At 66.8% G+C, this 15,560-nt stretch carries 15 protein-coding genes; 10 read left to right on the top strand and 5 right to left on the bottom strand.

Translation table 11 applies throughout. The annotated features are described in order from the left end of the window. Positions 1-154: 154 nt before the first annotated feature. A complete protein-coding gene (locus RIL96_RS01405; RefSeq protein ID WP_310547206.1) occupies positions 155-919 on the bottom strand; it encodes a cytochrome b5-like heme/steroid binding domain-containing protein in 765 nt (254 codons plus the stop codon). Positions 920-967: 48 nt separating this feature from the next. After that, complete coding sequence (locus tag RIL96_RS01400) at positions 968-1,831, bottom strand: SGNH/GDSL hydrolase family protein (RefSeq protein WP_310547205.1); 864 nt, start codon at positions 1,829-1,831, stop codon at positions 968-970. Positions 1,832-1,916: 85 nt separating this feature from the next. On the opposite strand from RIL96_RS01400, the gene RIL96_RS01395 reads away from it, so the two are divergent. Then, positions 1,917-2,633, top strand: a complete 717-nt coding sequence (locus RIL96_RS01395; RefSeq protein ID WP_310547204.1) for an alpha/beta hydrolase — start codon at positions 1,917-1,919, stop codon at positions 2,631-2,633. A gap of 13 nt (positions 2,634-2,646) precedes the next feature. On the opposite strand, the gene RIL96_RS01390 is transcribed toward RIL96_RS01395, so the two are convergent. Further along, entirely contained in the window at positions 2,647-2,892 is a 246-nt protein-coding gene (locus RIL96_RS01390; RefSeq protein WP_310547203.1) for an RNA-binding S4 domain-containing protein, read from the bottom strand. Between the two features lie 68 nt (positions 2,893-2,960). Between RIL96_RS01390 and RIL96_RS01385 the strand changes: the two genes are divergently transcribed. The 7 genes from RIL96_RS01385 (at position 2,961) to RIL96_RS01355 (ending at position 10,014) form a co-directional block, all read left to right on the top strand. Beyond that, positions 2,961-3,956, top strand: a complete 996-nt coding sequence (locus RIL96_RS01385) for a DMT family transporter (RefSeq protein WP_310547202.1) — start codon at positions 2,961-2,963, stop codon at positions 3,954-3,956. Positions 3,957-4,077: 121 nt separating this feature from the next. Further along, positions 4,078-5,457 (top strand): glycine--tRNA ligase, encoded by a 1,380-nt coding sequence (locus tag RIL96_RS01380; RefSeq protein WP_310547201.1) that lies wholly within the window; start codon positions 4,078-4,080, stop codon positions 5,455-5,457. 118 nt (positions 5,458-5,575) lie between these two features. Then, the gene (locus tag RIL96_RS01375) at positions 5,576-6,538 is read left to right on the top strand and encodes a GNAT family N-acetyltransferase (RefSeq protein ID WP_310547200.1); all 963 of its coding nucleotides are present in this window, start codon (positions 5,576-5,578) and stop codon (positions 6,536-6,538) included. A gap of 58 nt (positions 6,539-6,596) precedes the next feature. Next, positions 6,597-7,742 carry a tRNA dihydrouridine synthase DusB gene (dusB, locus tag RIL96_RS01370; protein ID WP_310547433.1) on the top strand — a complete coding sequence of 382 codons (1,146 nt, stop codon included), beginning with the start codon at positions 6,597-6,599 and terminating at the stop codon, positions 7,740-7,742. Between the two features lie 112 nt (positions 7,743-7,854). Then, entirely contained in the window at positions 7,855-9,177 is a 1,323-nt protein-coding gene (locus tag RIL96_RS01365) for a deoxyguanosinetriphosphate triphosphohydrolase (protein ID WP_374761829.1), read from the top strand. A 207-nt stretch (positions 9,178-9,384) separates the two neighbouring features. After that, positions 9,385-9,624 (top strand): type II toxin-antitoxin system Phd/YefM family antitoxin, encoded by a 240-nt coding sequence (locus tag RIL96_RS01360; protein WP_310547199.1) that lies wholly within the window; start codon positions 9,385-9,387, stop codon positions 9,622-9,624. Positions 9,625-9,627: 3 nt separating this feature from the next. Next, positions 9,628-10,014, top strand: coding sequence for a type II toxin-antitoxin system VapC family toxin (locus tag RIL96_RS01355; RefSeq protein ID WP_310547198.1), 387 nt, complete (start codon positions 9,628-9,630; stop codon positions 10,012-10,014). A 25-nt stretch (positions 10,015-10,039) separates the two neighbouring features. On the opposite strand, the gene RIL96_RS01350 is transcribed toward RIL96_RS01355, so the two are convergent. Next, a complete protein-coding gene (locus RIL96_RS01350) occupies positions 10,040-10,546 on the bottom strand; it encodes an aminoacyl-tRNA deacylase (RefSeq protein ID WP_310547197.1) in 507 nt (168 codons plus the stop codon). A 97-nt stretch (positions 10,547-10,643) separates the two neighbouring features. Here RIL96_RS01350 and dnaG point away from each other — a divergent pair, with 97 nt between their 5' ends. Further along, entirely contained in the window at positions 10,644-12,518 is a 1,875-nt protein-coding gene (gene dnaG / locus RIL96_RS01345; protein ID WP_310547196.1) for a DNA primase, read from the top strand. Positions 12,519-12,587: 69 nt separating this feature from the next. On the opposite strand, the gene RIL96_RS01340 is transcribed toward dnaG, so the two are convergent. Beyond that, entirely contained in the window at positions 12,588-13,250 is a 663-nt protein-coding gene (locus RIL96_RS01340; protein ID WP_310547195.1) for a GNAT family N-acetyltransferase, read from the bottom strand. 114 nt (positions 13,251-13,364) lie between these two features. On the opposite strand from RIL96_RS01340, the gene RIL96_RS01335 reads away from it, so the two are divergent. Continuing rightward, positions 13,365-15,548 carry a prolyl oligopeptidase family serine peptidase gene (locus RIL96_RS01335; RefSeq protein WP_310547194.1) on the top strand — a complete coding sequence of 728 codons (2,184 nt, stop codon included), beginning with the start codon at positions 13,365-13,367 and terminating at the stop codon, positions 15,546-15,548. The last annotated feature ends 12 nt before the right edge of the window (positions 15,549-15,560 follow it).

The raw sequence follows: 15,560 nt of genomic DNA, 5'->3' as shown, positions 1-15,560 counted from the left end.
GGTCTCGGGTCGCATCAGAGAACGCATCACAAAGCTATTACGGCTGACCGTTCTTCACGACGTGTTCAGCGCAGCTGAGCCTGCTCTAGAAAAGGGGTGTGAGAGCAGAGTGATGCCGGACAGGTGCCGGTCATGGGGGAGCAGCCTCTCCGGCTCACTCCAGCGGACCGAGCTCGAAGTCTGCCAGCCGTTCTTCCGGCTGTGCGTCGCCGCCGTGCTGCTGCTCGAAGGCTTCCGTTCCATCAGTGCCGCAGAGCCCCTCGATGGCCTGCTCCCCGCCGGGGTGCTCGGCGACCCACTCGGTGAGGTCGTAGACGGTGTCGTCCACCACGGTCCAGCAGGAATCCGCTGAGTCGTGCTGGGCCACCTCGTCCATCGTCAGAGCGGCTGTTTCCTCCTCAGCGGAGGGTTCTTCCTGGGCCGCGGCGGACTCGGACCCGTCTGGTTCCTCAGATCCTCCGGCGCCGCCCCAGACCTCCTCGGCCCCGGAATGCCCGGCCAGGATAGTGAGCGTGGTGGCGGCCACTGCCAGCACCACGGTGGCGGCTCCGAGCACCGCGCCTGACGGCGAGCCTCCTGACCCCGCAGCGCCGTCAACCTCAGAGGGCGCCGCACGGCCTGCCCGCCATGTGGTCCACGCCCAGACAACGGCGACCGCGGTGAGCGCCGTGGCGGTCAGGAAGGTCGGCAGGCCCCAGCGGGCGTGAGCCTCCGGTTCTCCCACGGTGGCGGCCAGCTGCTCTCCGGACTGCATCGCCAGGAACGCCCCGGCTGCACCCATACCGATGAGCACCACTCCAACCAGCATCAGGTGCCGGCGCAGCGGTCTGATCGCGACGGCGAGGATGAGCATGATGCTTGAGAGAGGTATCAGTACCACCGGCAGATGCGCCGCCAGCGGATGGATGGGCAGGTCCATCGTGTGCTCCTTCCAGTGGGTTCATGCCGGCAGTCGGTTCGCGCCGGCTCAGGCGTCCTCCTCAGAGGTGCCCGGCGGCATGGCGCCACCGAAGAGCGGCTCAGCCTGCGGCCGTTTGGGATTCACTCCGTCGCCGGAGGAGCGTCCGCGCAGACGGCGGACCACCCACGGGAACAGGTGCTGACGGGCCCAGACGACATCGTCCACATACGCCTCTCGCCAGGTACGGTCCGGCAGCGGCCGCGGAGCGATCGGATCCAGATCATGTTCCACGTTGAGGGTATCGAGCACCATCCGCGCGATCGTGTGATGACCCAGCGGAGAGAAATGCAGCCGATCCTTATCCCACATCGCCGGGTTGGCCAGTTCGCGCAGTGACCACATATCGGCCACCAGCGCGTCATGACGCAGCGCCACAGTGCGCACGTTCTCGTTGAATATCGCGACTTTGGAGCGGATCGAACCCATGACGGCGCTGTCACGCACATCGGGGCCGTTGAACAGCACGATGGTCGCCCCCGTCGTCGCGAGGATCTGGATCATCGTGTCCAGAGTCGCGGCGACCTGATCCGGATCTCCGCCGGGCCGGATGACGTTGTTCCCTCCGGCGCAGACCGAGATCAGATCCGGCTTCAGCTCCAGGGCGGGAGCGACCTGGTCGTCGCGGATCTGCTCGATGAGCTTGCCGCGTACTGCCAGATTGGCGTAGGCGAAGTGCGGCCCACCCAGCGCCAGTTCCTCGGCCACACGGTCTGCCCAACCGCGGTGGTATCCGGAACGGTCGGGGTCGGGATCTCCGATACCCTCGGTGAAGGAGTCTCCGAGGGCGACGTACCTCGTCCACGGGTGCTTCACCCCTGGCTCACAGTCCGGGCGGCGGTCATCGCTGAGATCGTCGTCGAAGTCGCTCACGCGGTCATTGTGCCAGACCCGGCTACCGGTGCGTAGGATGACCGATGCCCCGATGTACCCGCCCCATCCCCGCCGAGGAGGCCTCATGACCGATGACGCGATGGACGCCCCGCGCACTGATCAGGCCCGGGCCGAGCGGCCCGCTGGCGAGCCCGCCGAGCAGCCCGTCGTCGTGTGGTCCCGGAATTCTGAGGAGCGGCAAGGCACTCCGCTGGTGGTCATGCTCCACGGCTTCGGCTCGCATGAGCGTGACCTCTTCTCCTTCGCGCACCTGCTCCCGGAGCGCTTCACCTATGCCGCTGTCCGCGCGCCGCTGGCTGAGGGCCCCGGATACACGTGGTTCCCCTTGGACCCGATGCGCCTGGCCTACCGGTCGGAGGACGCCCGCCGCGCCGTCGATGAGCTCTGGGCCTGGATCGATTCGGTCCGCGGTGACCACAGCTCGGTGACCCTGCTGGGCTTCTCGATGGGGATGGCCATGGCGACCTCGCTGCTGCGCTCTCGCCCCACGGAGTTCGCCGCGGTCATCGGTCTCTCCGGGTTCGCCGTCGACCCGGAGGGTGACCCCGAGACCACGGAGTATTTCGACGATGAGGGCCTCGCTGCGGCGCAGGTGCCGTTCTTCTGGGGCCGTGACCAGGAGGACCCGGTGATCCCGGCCGAGTACGTGGACTACACCCACTCCTGGGCCAACCGGGCGGTGAAGCTGACCAAGGTGCTCTACGCCGGGGCCGGGCACGGGATCGTGCCGCAGGAGATCACACACATGGGGGAGTTCCTGGAATTCAGCGTGCGGGGCTGAACGTCTCCGGCCCTCAACCGGAGGTGACGGTCAGCCGAACGGCGGGCAGTCCGAAGGGTTCGCCGTCGACGTCGACGATCTGCCCCACTGTCACCTGGCGGCCACGCCGGAGTTCCGGTTCACCGTTGACACGGACCGCTTCGGCCTCAATCAGGTCACGGGCGACGGCACCGTTCTCCGCCACACCGGAGAGCTTCAGCAGCTGACCCAGGCGGATGCTCTCGTCACGGATGGGGACCTCGATATGTTCCTGGCTCATGGGACCAGTGTCTCAGGGCTGAATAGTTGCTGCCGACGGCATCTCGGGAAGTCCCTAGAATAAGGCGAGTGCACGCTTCGAAAGGCTCTCCCAGCTATCCGCCCATCGTCTGGATCGGCTTCGTCGTCCTGATGATCGCCGCCGGCGGCGCCATCCCCCTGCAGGGGCGGGTCAACGCGGCCCTCGGTGCGGAGCTCGGTGACCCCTATCTCGCCGCGCTGCTCAGCTTCGGCGGGGGACTGGCGCTCATCGCGCTGATCGCCGTGGTGACCCGCCGCGGCCGGGCGACGATGCGCCGGGTTCCTGCCACGTTGCGCAGCGGCGCAGTGCGGCCCTGGTACCTGCTGGTGGGGCTCGGCGGGGCCTATTTCGTCCTCGCTCAGACGTTGACCATCGGGCTCATCGGTGTAGCCGTCTTCACCGTCTCCGTGGTGACCGGCCAGACGGTGGGCGGCCTGCTGTGGGATCGCATCGGCCTGGGGCCAGCTGGCCGTATCCGGCTGACCGCGCTGCGGGTGATCTCTGCGGTGCTGACGGTGCTGGCCGTCCTCTGGGCGGTGTCCCCGCAGCTGCAGGGCGCCCAGCGCGGATGGGAGCTGCTTCTGCTGGTGGTGGTCCCGTTCTCCGGTGGCTTCATCAATTCCGGGCAGCAGGCCATCAACGGCCGCCAGACCGCTGCCTACCGCAGTCCGATCCCGTCGACTCTGTTCAACTTCCTCTCTGGCACGGCAGCGCTGGCCGTGGTCTGGGTGGGAGTGCTGTTCGCCGGTGAAGTCAGCGCCCCGGAGTCTCTGCCGTCTCAGTGGTGGCTGTACTTGGGTGGACCGCTGGGTGTGGTCTTCATCGGTCTGGGGGCGCTTCTGGTCACACGGGTCGGAGTCCTCGTGGCCGCGATGGGCATGATCGCCGGGCAGTTGGTCGGCTCTCTGCTGCTCGACGTCGTGGCCCCTGCCCCCGGGTCCGTGGTGACCACTGCGACGGTGCTGGGCACGGCCCTGACCTTGGCCGCGGTGGCGCTGGCTTCCCTGCCGGACATGCTCAGGGCGCGGCGGTGGCGCCGGTGAGCAGCAGGACCGTCCTCTCTGACGGTAAACTTGCGCCAGTGACGATCCGGCGCGGGCCCCTCGGCCGGTCGGACGTCCGTCTGTCATGACCTCCGATGCGCCCCAGAGGTGGAGAACATCTATGTCCGTTGAGAACGCCCTCGACAAAGTCATCTCGCTGGCGAAGCGCCGCGGCTTCGTCTACCAGTCCGGTGACATCTACGGGGGCTCCCGCTCAGCCTGGGACTACGGGCCTCTGGGCACGGAGCTGAAGGAGAACATCAAGGACCAGTGGTGGAAGACCTTCGTGCGCGGACGCGGGGATATGGTCGGCCTGGATTCTGCGATCATTCTGCCCCAGCAGGTGTGGCACGCCTCGGGTCACGTCAAGACGTTCTCTGATCCGCTGGTGGAGTGCACCCAGTGTCACCGCCGCCACCGCCAGGATCACCTGGAGGAGGCGTTCGAGGACAAGAAGGGCCGGGCGGCGGAGTCGATGGCGGAGATCGTCTGCCCCGACTGCGGCACCCGCGGCCAGTGGACCGAGCCGCAGCAGTTCTCGGGACTGCTGAAGACCTACCTGGGTCCGGTGGACAACGAAGAGGGCTTGCACTACATGCGCCCGGAGACCGCTCAGGGTATCTTCGTGAACTTCAACAACGTGGTGACCTCTGCTCGGAAGAAGCCGCCGTTCGGCATCGGTCAGATCGGCAAGGCGTTCCGCAATGAGATCACCCCGGGGAACTTCATCTTCCGGACCCGTGAGTTCGAGCAGATGGAGATCGAATACTTCACCCACCCCGAGGACGCGCCGAGCTGGTTCGACCACTGGGTCGAGGCCTGCTGGGACTGGTTCGTCGGCCTCGGTCTGAACCCGGAGAACCTGCGCCGCTTCGACGTGCCCCAGGAGGAGCGGGCCCACTATTCGGCGGCCACGATCGACCTGGAGTATCGGTTCGGCTTCCAGGGCTCGGAGTGGGGCGAGCTGATGGGAGTTGCCAACCGCACCGACTATGACCTCGGCTCCCACACCGAGGCCTCGGGCCAGCGGCTGCAGTACTTCGACCAGGGCAGCGGAGAGCGGTACACCCCCTACGTCATCGAGCCGTCCTTCGGTCTCACCCGGGCGATGATGGCGTTCCTCATCGACGCCTACGCCGAGGATGAGGCCCCCAACACCAAGGGCGGCGTGGATGTCCGCACTGTGCTGAAGCTGCACCCCAAGCTCGCGCCGGTCAAGGCCGCAGTGCTGCCGCTGTCGAAGAAGCCTGAGCTCGCCGAGCCGGCGCAGCGACTGGCCGCTGAGCTGCGCCGCGAGTGGAATATCGACTACGACGACGCCGGTGCCATCGGCCGTCGCTACCGTCGGCAGGACGAGGTGGGCACCCCGTTCTGCCTCACCGTCGATTTCGACACCCTTGAGGACCAGGCTGTGACCATCCGCCACCGTGACGAGATGACCCAGGAGCGCGTCGCGCTGGACCAGGTGACCTCCTACCTGGCGCAGTACCTGGTCGGTTGAGAATTGCCCGCGCCCACGGTGCGGGACTAGACTCGCGAGGCTGAACGCATATCCGGTGTGCGGGAGGCGGTGCTGAGCTGCGCCGCCCCGCCCACGACCCGTGGACGAAGGACACGCGATGAGCTTCTCGCACGACGGCGCCACCCGCGCTGAAGAGGTCTCCTGCCTGACCCTGGAATCCGGGCTGACCGTACGCCCCTGGGAAGACGGAGACGATCTCGCGCTGCTGGAGGTCTGGGGAGACCCGGACAACGCCATGCACCACCAGGACCGCAGCCTGCTGCGCCCGTCCTCTGATAAGCCGTGGTCGCGGACCGTCGTCGCCGAGGACCACGGGGTGCCGGTGGCTGCCGCCACGCTGCTGCGTTCCTCCCTGCACCCGGACCGGCTCTCCTTCTACGCCGAAGTCGCCCCCGAGCACCGCCGGCGCGGTGTGGCCGTGGAGCTGCTGAACCTGCTGCAGTCCGAGGCGGAGAACTGCCAGGTCCAGAGCCTGAAGGCCCGTTGTGCCTCACGCACCGCTGCCCAGTGCTTCCTCAAGGACAACGGCTTCCACAAGATCCAGGCCTCCCGGCGGGTGGTGGTGCGCCCCGGCGCCCTGCCGATGCCTGACCTGGAAACGGACCAGCTGGACTTGGAGGACATTGCCACCGGCTCAGTGGAACTCAGCTCCCTGGTCACGGAGTTCTACAACACCATCCACACCTGGGACCGCTCGGAGATGACCGTGGGCAAGGCCCAGCAGCTGCTCCTCGCCCCGGAGACCGGCGCCTCGGGCGCCGTCGTCCTGCGCGACCGCGCCCCCGGTGCCAAGGACCGTATTCTGGCCTTCGCCGTGAGCTACACACCGGAACGCAGCGAGGACCCCGCCGATGTGCTGCTCGGCTGGAACCCGGCGTTGGAGGACGACGAGGCCGAAGCGGCCTCGCAGATCCTGCTGGCGCTGCTCTCCGCACGGTACCCGGTCACCGTCGAAGTCGATGACGCGATGGCACCGCTGAAGCGGGTGACCAGCCGACTCATCGACGAGGGCCAGGCGGACTCAGACTTTGAGGCGATGATCTACGCCCGTGACTTCTGAGACCGTACCCGCAGAGCACCTCCACACCACCACCGAGCCTCCTGCCACCGCTGAGCCCCTGCTGCCACCGCTGCAGCTGGGGTCTCTCACAGTGGACACCCCTGTGGTGCTCGCGCCGATGGCCGGGATCACCAACACGGCCTTCCGCAGGCTCTGCCGAGAGTACGGCGGCGGCCTCTACGTCAATGAGATGGTCACCGCCCGGGCCTTGGTGGAACGGCGCCCGGAGTCGCTGCGGATCATCCGCCATGAGCCCGACGAGCGGCCCCGCTCCGTCCAGCTGTATTCAGTGGACCCGGTGACCACCGGCCATGCCGTGCGCATGCTCGTCGAGGAGGACCGGGCCGACCACATCGATCTGAACTTCGGCTGCCCGGTCCCCAAGGTCACCCGCAAGGGCGGAGGTTCTGCTCTGCCCTGGAAGATCCGGCTCTTCGAATCCATCGTCGCCACCGCTGTGCGGGAGGCCGCACGTGGTGGGATCCCGGTGACGGTGAAGATGCGCAAGGGCATCGACGAGGACCACCTGACCTACCTGGAGGCCGGGCGGATCGCCCGCGACGTCGGCGTCGTCGCCGTGGCTCTGCACGGACGCACCGCCCGTCAGCACTACTCGGGAACTGCCGACTGGGAGGCGATCGCCCGCCTGCGCGAGGCGCTGCCGGATGTCCCGGTGCTGGGCAACGGGGATATCTGGTCCGCGGAGGATGCGGTGGAGATGGTCCGGCGCACCGGGGTGGACGGCGTCGTAGTCGGCCGGGGCTGCCAGGGCCGCCCGTGGCTGTTCGGTGACCTGCAGGCCGCTTTCGAGGGGTGCGATGACTGCTACCGCCCGGATCTGCCGATGGTCTCCGCCACGCTGCTGCGCCACGCGAAGATGCTCGTCCCCTACTTTGACGGTGACGAGCGCAAGGCGATGCAGGACATCCGCAAACATGTGGCCTGGTACTTCAAGGGTTATCCGGTGGGTTCGCAGCTACGGACCCAGCTGGTGACGGTGGAGTCGATGGCGCAGTTGGAGGATCTGCTTGCGGGGCTCGATCAGCGCATCGGCTACCCAGGCGCCGACGCCGAGGGGCCGAGGGGGCGGGCTGGTTCGCCGAAGAAGGTGCACCTGCCGGAGGACTGGCTGGCCTCTCAGGAACTCAATGCCGCCCAGCAGGAGATGATCCACGCGGCCGAAGTGGACATCTCCGGCGGCTGAGCGCTGCCCGGCCCGTCGTCGGCGCCTTCTGCCGGCATCGGGGGAGTCTGTTCCAGAACTTCGCTGTGAGGCACCTCGATAGACTGTGCCGGTGACGGATCAGGGGAGGACTGTGGGCACAGCGAACACCGAACGGGTCGAGGGCGACTACGCCGCCCTGAGACCCGGGTACACCGCGGCTGATGAACAGCGGTGGTTGCCCGAACACGGAAAGTCCGTCTACCGTTCCTCCTTCGAGCGCGACCGCGCCCGGCTGCTGCACTCCTCCGCCCTGCGACGCCTCGGCGCCAAGACCCAAGTGGTCTCACCCGATGCCGACGATTTCGCCCGCACTCGGCTGACCCACTCCCTGGAAGTCGCCCAGGTGGGCCGTGAGCTCGGACGGATGCTCGGCTGCGATCCCGACGTCGTCGACGCGGCCTGCCTCTCTCACGACCTGGGCCACCCGCCGTTCGGCCATAACGGGGAGGCTGTGTTGGCCGAATTGGCCACCGGCATCGGAGGGTTCGAGGGCAACGCCCAGACCCTGCGGCTGCTGACTCGGTTGGAGACCAAGCGCTTCCACCCGGATGGGCGCTCCGCCGGGCTCAATCTCACCCGGGCCTCGCTGGATGCAGCGTGCAAGTACCCGTGGACGGCCGAGGAGGCGCCGCTGCTCTCCGACGGCACCCGCAGCCGCAAGTTCGGGGTGTACCTGGACGATCTCGACGTCTTCGAATGGATGCGTGACGGCGTCACCGGGACACGGAAGTCCGTGGAGGCGCAGGTGATGGACGCCGCCGATGACATCGCCTATTCCGTCCACGATGTCGAAGACGGCATCTTCTCCGGGCTCTTCCAGCTGAAGTTCATCGACGACGTCATCCAGCGCCGCCGGGTCATCCAGGTGACTCGTGAGTGGTACTTGCCTGAGGCTGAGGACGATCGGATCAGCGCGGCCTTGGACCGGCTCGCCGCTACCGAGGGGTGGGTGCGGGAATCCGACGGCTCCCGCCGCTCTCTGGCGGCGCTGAAGAACATGACCAGTGAGCTCATCGGCCGTTTCTCAGGCGCCTGCTACAGGGCCACCCGTGAAGCCTACGGAGACCGGGCGCTGGTGCGTCACGAGGCGGACTTGGTGGTGCCCAAGGAGACCGACGAGGAGATCGCCGCGATGAAGGGGATCGCTGCGGCCTACATCATGACCTCGAAGCAGCAGCGGCCCATCTACCTGCGTCAGCGTGAGGTCCTCGAATCTCTGGTGGAGCTTCTCGTGGACACCGGCAGTCAGTACTTAGAACCGATGTTCCAGGGCGACTACCTGGCCGCCGTCGATGAGGCCGGGCGGCGCCGGGCGGTCATCGATCAGGTTGCCTCGCTGACCGACGGTGCAGCGCTGGAGTGGTACGCGACCCTGGTCCAGGGCAGACCGATGTACAACCCGCTGTTCGGGTGAGCGGGGGAGCAGGACGGTGAAGAGGCTCCCGGCCGGGCCCGGTGATGCCGCCGCTCGGTGTGGGTCGAGACGGCTGCGGACCCGGTGATGGCCTTCGGCTACTGAGCTTTCGTGCGGGTCTGTGATTGCTCGGCGCGGAGGCGGGACGACGTTCCTGTCCCTGTTCTGCCCCTGGCCTTCACCAGAATGCTTAGCTAAGCTTGGTCTATGAACGGTGTGCAAGTCAACATGCATGAGGCCAAGACGCAGCTCTCCGCGCTGGTTGAGCGTGTCTTGGCGGGTGAGGAAGTGACGATCGCACGTGCAGGGCGGCCTGTGGTAGACCTTGTCATCCACACCGAACCCGCGGTATTGATGGGTCTTGGGCGGCATGAGCTGCCGACCACGGCGGACATCTTCGACGGGCCGGACGACGAGATCGCGGCGATGTTCTACGGCGAGGACTGATCGATGCTCCTCGACACCAATGCCCTGCTGTGGGTTCATCGCGACGCTGACCAGTTGGGTCAGGTTTCCCGCAGGATGCTGACTGATGGGCGACGAGTGTGGTTCTCGGCGGTCTCCGTCGCCGAGATCACGATCAAACACATGTTGGGACGTCTGGCGCTGCCCGGTGAAGAGGACTTCCCGGAGATCTTCCGCAGTGCGGGCCTTCAGGAGCTCCCCCTGACCGCGGTGGAGGGGAGCATGATGATGCGGGACCCGGGGCTGGTGAGGCACGATCCCTTCGACAGAATGCTCCTTGCCCAGGCTCGGGCGCAGAAGCTCGAACTGCTGACCTCTGACGCAGTCCTGCTCGGCCTCGGTCACAGCTGGATCCTGGACGCGCGCCGGTAACTCCTGCTCAGCCTGCCGGACTGGGCTACCGGGACTTGGTGATGTCGTCGACGATGACGTCGTAGGCTGCGAACAGCTCCGCGGAATCGACGAATAAGCTCAGTCCGTCAGCACCGGCCCCCATGGCGATGCGCCCGGAGATCGACTCGTCGGCGTAGATCGGCCACCTCGTACCGTCGGTGGCCTCAGAGCCGAACGGGGTGATGGTCCCGGGGCGGTAGCCGGTTGCCTCCACGGCCTCCTCGGGAGCGGTCATGGAGACCTTCTTCATCCCGGCCAGCCGACGCAGCTTCGCCCAGTCCACCTGCCGGTCACCGGGGATGAGCGCTAAGAGGAAGCTGTGCTCCTTCGTCGTCTGCGTCAGCCGCGCTTTGGCCACCAGAGTCTTGACGATCCGGCGCGGCTCCACACCGATGTTCGCCGCCGCCTCCTCGAGGGTGTGGGCCTGCCCGCGGGCCACGAACTCGACGTCGACGCCGTGGGCTTCAGCGTCACGGCGCAGCCTCTCCACGGTGGAATCCTCTGTGGTCATGCTCCGTCCAACTCCCAGCGCCTGCCTCTGATTCCTCAGAGTTCCGCCCTGTGGAGAACGCGGGCGGCAGACTCTCCCACCTGGGTAGAGTTGTCCTGTGGCAGGACTGATCAGACGCGAGGACATCGATGCGGTACGCGAGCGTGCCGACCTGCGTGAGATCGTCGAACAGTATGTGACGCTGCGCGGAGCCGGCGTCGGCTCGTGGAAGGGTCTCTGCCCGTTCCACGACGAGCGGACCCCCAGCTTCCACATCCGCCCACATATCGGCACCTATCACTGCTTCGGCTGCGGGGAGTCCGGTGACGTCTTCGCCTTCCTCATGGGGATGGAGCACACCGGGTTCACCGAGACGGTGGAACAGCTGGCCGCCAAGCTCGGCGTCGAGCTGCACTACGAGGACGGCGGTTCCGGTCCCAGCAAGCAGGAGATCTCCCGCCGTCAGCGGCTGCTGGATGCGCATAAGATCGCTGATGAGTACTTCCAGCGCCAGCTCAGTTCTCCGGAGGCTCAGATCGGCCGGGAGTTCCTCACCGGAAGGGGCTTCGGCCGCCAGGAGGCCACGGACTTCGGCGTCGGATACGCGCCCAAAGGGTGGGACAACCTGCTGGGCCACCTGCGGACCAAAGGGTTCCGTGATGAGGAGCTCACACACACCGGGCTCTTCTCGGAAGGAAACCGTGGCATCTATGACCGCTTCCGGGGCCGGCTGATCTGGCCGATCCGGGACATCACCGGCGCGACCGTCGGCTTCGGCGGACGCCGTCTCTACGATGACGATAAGGGCCCGAAGTATCTGAACTCCCCGGAGACCCAGATCTATAAGAAGTCTCAGGTGCTCTACGGCATCGAGCACGCCAAACGGCAGATCGCGAAGAAGAAGCAGCTCGTCGTCGTCGAGGGGTACACCGATGTGATGGCCTGCCACGCCGCAGGCATCGACACTGCCGTGGCCACCTGCGGTACGGCCTTCGGTGAAGGGCACGTGAAGATCGCCCGCCGTCTGCTCTCCGATGACGGCGGTGGGGGAGAGGTCATCTTCACCTTCGACGGCGATGAAGCCGGCCAGTCAGCGGCTCTGAAGGCCTTCGACGAGGACCAGCAGTTCCTAGCCAGGACCTTCATCGCCATCGGCCCTGAGGGGATGGACCCCTGCGACGTGCGTCAGCACCGTGGTGATGAGGCGGTGCGTGAGCTCATCGAATCCCGCCGGCCGCTGTTCGAGTTCGCCATCCGTGCAGGGATGAAACGCTATGACCTCTCCACAGTCGAAGGCCGGGTGGGTGCTCTGCGTTATGCCGCACCCGTGGTCGCCGGGATCAAAGACCCTGGTCTGCGGCCCGCCTACACCCGGGAGCTGGCCGGATGGCTGGGCATGGATATGCGCGACGTGCAGGCAGCTGTGCAGTCGGCCGGTGGACGCGGCGGGCCACGCCGCCAGAGCGCCCCGCAGGGCCAGGACACCGCAGCAGCGGGTGGGCCGGTGACTCCTCGTTTCCAGCGCCCTGACACCAGGGACCCGGCGGTGGCCATGGAACGCCAGGCCTTGGAGGTCATTCTGCAGCACCCCACCCGTCTGACTGCTGAGCAGTGGGAGGAGATCTTCGCGGTGCGCTTCACCGCCCCGGCCCACGCTGCCGTTCACGCCGGCATCATCAGTGCCGCCGCATCCGCCACGGATCCACGGAACTGGGTCGCCACTGTCTCCGACGAAGTGCCGCAGCCGCTGCGTTCCCTGGTGGGGGAGCTGGCGGTGTCCCAGCTGCCGGCACGCACAGAGGACGACGTCGAGCGCTATTGCCAGTCGATCCTCAACCGGCTGGTGGAGCTGAAGATCACCCACCAGAAGGCCAGTCTGCTGGGACGGCTGCAGCGGATGGACCTGAGAGAGAACCCCGAGGAGTATCAGCGCCTGAACCGTGAGCTGATGGAGCTGGAACAGCGCCGCCGGGTGCTGCGCGGAGACGATTAGGCCTGATGTGAGCAGACCCGGCGGGCAACCCCAGCGGGCAGACCCAGGCGGGCAGCTGCTGGCCGTGGATCAGCGCGTCGGTTCTCGCCACATGCCGACCTGCGCCGGGCACCCCTCACCGACGTCGATCTGGGCGGTCTCCACGAAGCCGAATCGTTCGTAATAGGGGATCAGCGTGCGGACACACTCCAAGTAGGCGGGCAGCCCCTGGGCATCGGCACGGTCCAACCCGGCCTGGATGAGTGCGGAGCCGATACCGGCGCCGTGGGCGTGCGGTGCCACACCGACTCCGGCCAGGTACCAATGCGGTGTCTGCGGGTGGGCCGCGCGCATCGCCTTGTCCACCATCGAACCGCGCTGAGCGAAGCGCCGCAGCTGCGGTGGCGAGGCGGCGAAGAACATCCGTGGTGCATTCATCAGTTCGCGCCACCACGCCGGTCGCCACGTACCCGGGGGTGACCACGCGGCAGCACCGGAGATCACCGACGTCGGCTCTGCCTGAGATTCCGGTGACTGATCAGCGGGCTGGTGAGCAATGAGCACTGTTCCAGTGCTTCCCACATGGCGCAGAGAGGACCCGAAGAACACCGGCAGCAGCGAGGCACGAGCCTCATCGTCGGGGAGGATCCAACGGAACTCGGCATTGTCCTGGAAGGCTGCAGCCATGATGCGCGCGCATTCCGGGAGCTGGTCAGATTCGGCATGGAGGACCCGTACATCGTGGTTGCTCATGTCTTCACTGTAGGCCCGTACGGTGCCTCGGCGCACCGCCGGAGCTGGGAGGGTGTCGGGCCGGGAGACGGTCAGAGCAGATATCCAGTCAGTGGGGCACTCTAGGATGACAGGATGACCACTCACCTGCCCTCCGTGACCGATGATCCTCACCTCTGGCTCGAAGACGTCACTTCCGAGGAGGCCCTGGACTGGGTGCGCCGTCGCAATGCCCGGGCGGAGGCTGAACTCATCGACGAAGAGTTCGCCCCGTTGGAGGGCCAGCTGCGTGAGATCCTCGATGCCACCGACAGGATCCCCGGGGTCGTGGCCCGTGGTGAGCACCTCTACAACTTCTGGACTGATGCGGACCATCCGCAGGGACTCTGGCGCCGTACCACATGGGAGTCCTACCGCACGGAGGACCCTGACTGGGAGATTCTGCTGGACGTAGACGCCCTCTCAGCCCAGGACTCCGTGACCTGGGTCTGGCACGGCGCCTCAGTGCTGCGGCCGCAGGACCCCTCGGCCCCGTACCGTCATGCGCTGATCTCGCTCTCCCGGGGTGGCTCAGATGCTGATATCACCTATGAGTTCGACCTGCACACCGGGCAGTTCGTCCCGGAATCGGAGGGCGGTTTCGTCAAGCCGGAGGGCAAAGGCTCGCTGAGCTGGATCGATGCGGATACCGTCTACGCCGCCGTCGATGCCCCGGGAACCGGTGATGACGGCGAAGCTGTCACCAGCTCCGGGTATCCGCGCCTGGTGCGCCGGTGGTCTCGGGGGACGGCGTTGGAGGACGCCCCGCCCGTGGTCGCAGTGGGCTCCGATGACATGGTTGCCGGTGCCGGGCGGATCAGCACTCCGGGATATGAGCGTGACCTGGCCGTACGTGTGCTGAGCTTCTACGAGGCCGAGACCTACCTGATCACGCAGCCGGATGACGCCCAGCCCGGCGGCGCCTGGCCTGAGCTGACCCGAATCGATGTCCCCCTGGACTGCCGGACCGCCATCCACCGGGATCTGTTGGTGCTGATGCCGCGCAGCGATGCTCATCTCGGCGGAGTCGAGGTGCCCGGTGGCGGCGTCGCCGTCGTGGATCTCGAAGGATTCCTCATCGGAGAGGCCGCCGTGCAGGTGCTCTTCGCACCGACGGCGGCGACGTCCTTACAGGGTGTGATCACCACCCGCCGGGCCATCGTGCTGACTGTGATGGAGGATGTGGTCCAGCGTCCTGAGGTTCACTTCCGCCGTGATGGCGCCGAAGACAGTGGTGAAGACGGCGCTGGAGGCATGGACTGGGTGCGTCACGATGTTTTCACTGATCAGAAGGGCACGTTGAGCATCGCCGCGGTGGATTCCCGGGAATCGGACCAGGTCTGGCTGACTGTTCAGGACCAGCTCACCCCGGTGACGCTGCACCTGGGAGACCTTGCCCCGCTGATCGACGCGGACCCCGGCGGTGAAACTCTCGAGCCGATCAAACAGGCGCCGGCACGGTTCGATGCGACCGGGCTGAGTGTCACCCAACGGTTCGCTACCAGCGACGACGGAACCTCCGTGCCCTATTTCCTCATCGGACCCGCTGAGACTCTCACTGCCGATGAACCCACACCCCGCCCCACAGTCCTTTACGGCTACGGCGGGTTCGAGATCTCCCAGACCCCGAGCTATCTGGGTCTGGTGGGCAAGGCGTGGCTGGAACGCGGAGGAGTCTTCGTCGTGGCGAACATCCGCGGGGGAGGGGAGTACGGGCCCAGGTGGCATCAGGCAGCGCTGCGGGAGAAGCGGCATCGGGCCTATGAGGACTTCGCCGCCGTCGCGCGTGAACTGGTGGCCAGCGGGGTGACCACGGTGCCGCAGCTGGCCTGCCGTGGTGGTTCCAACGGCGGTCTGCTCACCGGGAACATGCTCACCCAGTACCCGGAGCTCTTCGGCGCAGTGGTCATCCAAGTGCCGCTGTTGGACATGAAACGCTACGCACACCTGTTGGCCGGTGCCTCCTGGCGGGCCGAGTATGGTGACCCGGAGACTGATGACTGGGAGTTCCTGCGTACCTTCTCCCCGTATCATCTGCTCTCTGCTGAGGCGGACTACCCTGCGGTGCTGCTGACCACCTCCACACGGGATGACCGCGTCCACCCGGGCCACGCCAGGAAGATGACCGCAGCTTTGGAGGAGCTGGGCGCTGACGTGCGGTACTGGGAGAATATGGAGGGCGGCCACGGTGGGGCCGCCACTCCGGCGCAGCAGGCTCGGCTGAGCACCTTCGTCCACCGATTCCTGGCCCAGCAGCTGGGCCTGACACCTGAGAACTGACAGGAGACCCCT

It is taken from the genome of Nesterenkonia aerolata, from assembly GCF_031470965.1.
In the GTDB taxonomy this organism is placed as follows: Bacteria; Actinomycetota; Actinomycetes; order Actinomycetales; family Micrococcaceae; genus Nesterenkonia; species Nesterenkonia aerolata.
The sequence above is the reverse complement of the archived record's forward strand: the minus strand, read 5'-3'. Positions and strand labels throughout refer to the sequence as shown.

Bases quoted from the DNA above. Each gene is read 5' to 3' on its own strand.
- RIL96_RS01395 (WP_310547204.1), top strand. From the start codon at position 1,917: ATGACCGATGACGCGATGGACGCCCCGCGCACTGATCAGGCCCGGGCC.
- RIL96_RS01390 (WP_310547203.1), bottom strand. From the start codon at position 2,892: ATGAGCCAGGAACATATCGAGGTCCCCATCCGTGACGAGAGCATCCGC.
- RIL96_RS01375 (WP_310547200.1), top strand. From the start codon at position 5,576: ATGAGCTTCTCGCACGACGGCGCCACCCGCGCTGAAGAGGTCTCCTGC.
- RIL96_RS01350 (WP_310547197.1), bottom strand. From the start codon at position 10,546: ATGACCACAGAGGATTCCACCGTGGAGAGGCTGCGCCGTGACGCTGAA.
- RIL96_RS01335 (WP_310547194.1), top strand. From the start codon at position 13,365: ATGACCACTCACCTGCCCTCCGTGACCGATGATCCTCACCTCTGGCTC.
- RIL96_RS01405 (WP_310547206.1), bottom strand. From the start codon at position 919: ATGGACCTGCCCATCCATCCGCTGGCGGCGCATCTGCCGGTGGTACTG.
- RIL96_RS01380 (WP_310547201.1), top strand. From the start codon at position 4,078: ATGTCCGTTGAGAACGCCCTCGACAAAGTCATCTCGCTGGCGAAGCGC.
- RIL96_RS01355 (WP_310547198.1), top strand. From the start codon at position 9,628: ATGCTCCTCGACACCAATGCCCTGCTGTGGGTTCATCGCGACGCTGAC.
- RIL96_RS01360 (WP_310547199.1), top strand. From the start codon at position 9,385: ATGAACGGTGTGCAAGTCAACATGCATGAGGCCAAGACGCAGCTCTCC.
- RIL96_RS01340 (WP_310547195.1), bottom strand. From the start codon at position 13,250: ATGAGCAACCACGATGTACGGGTCCTCCATGCCGAATCTGACCAGCTC.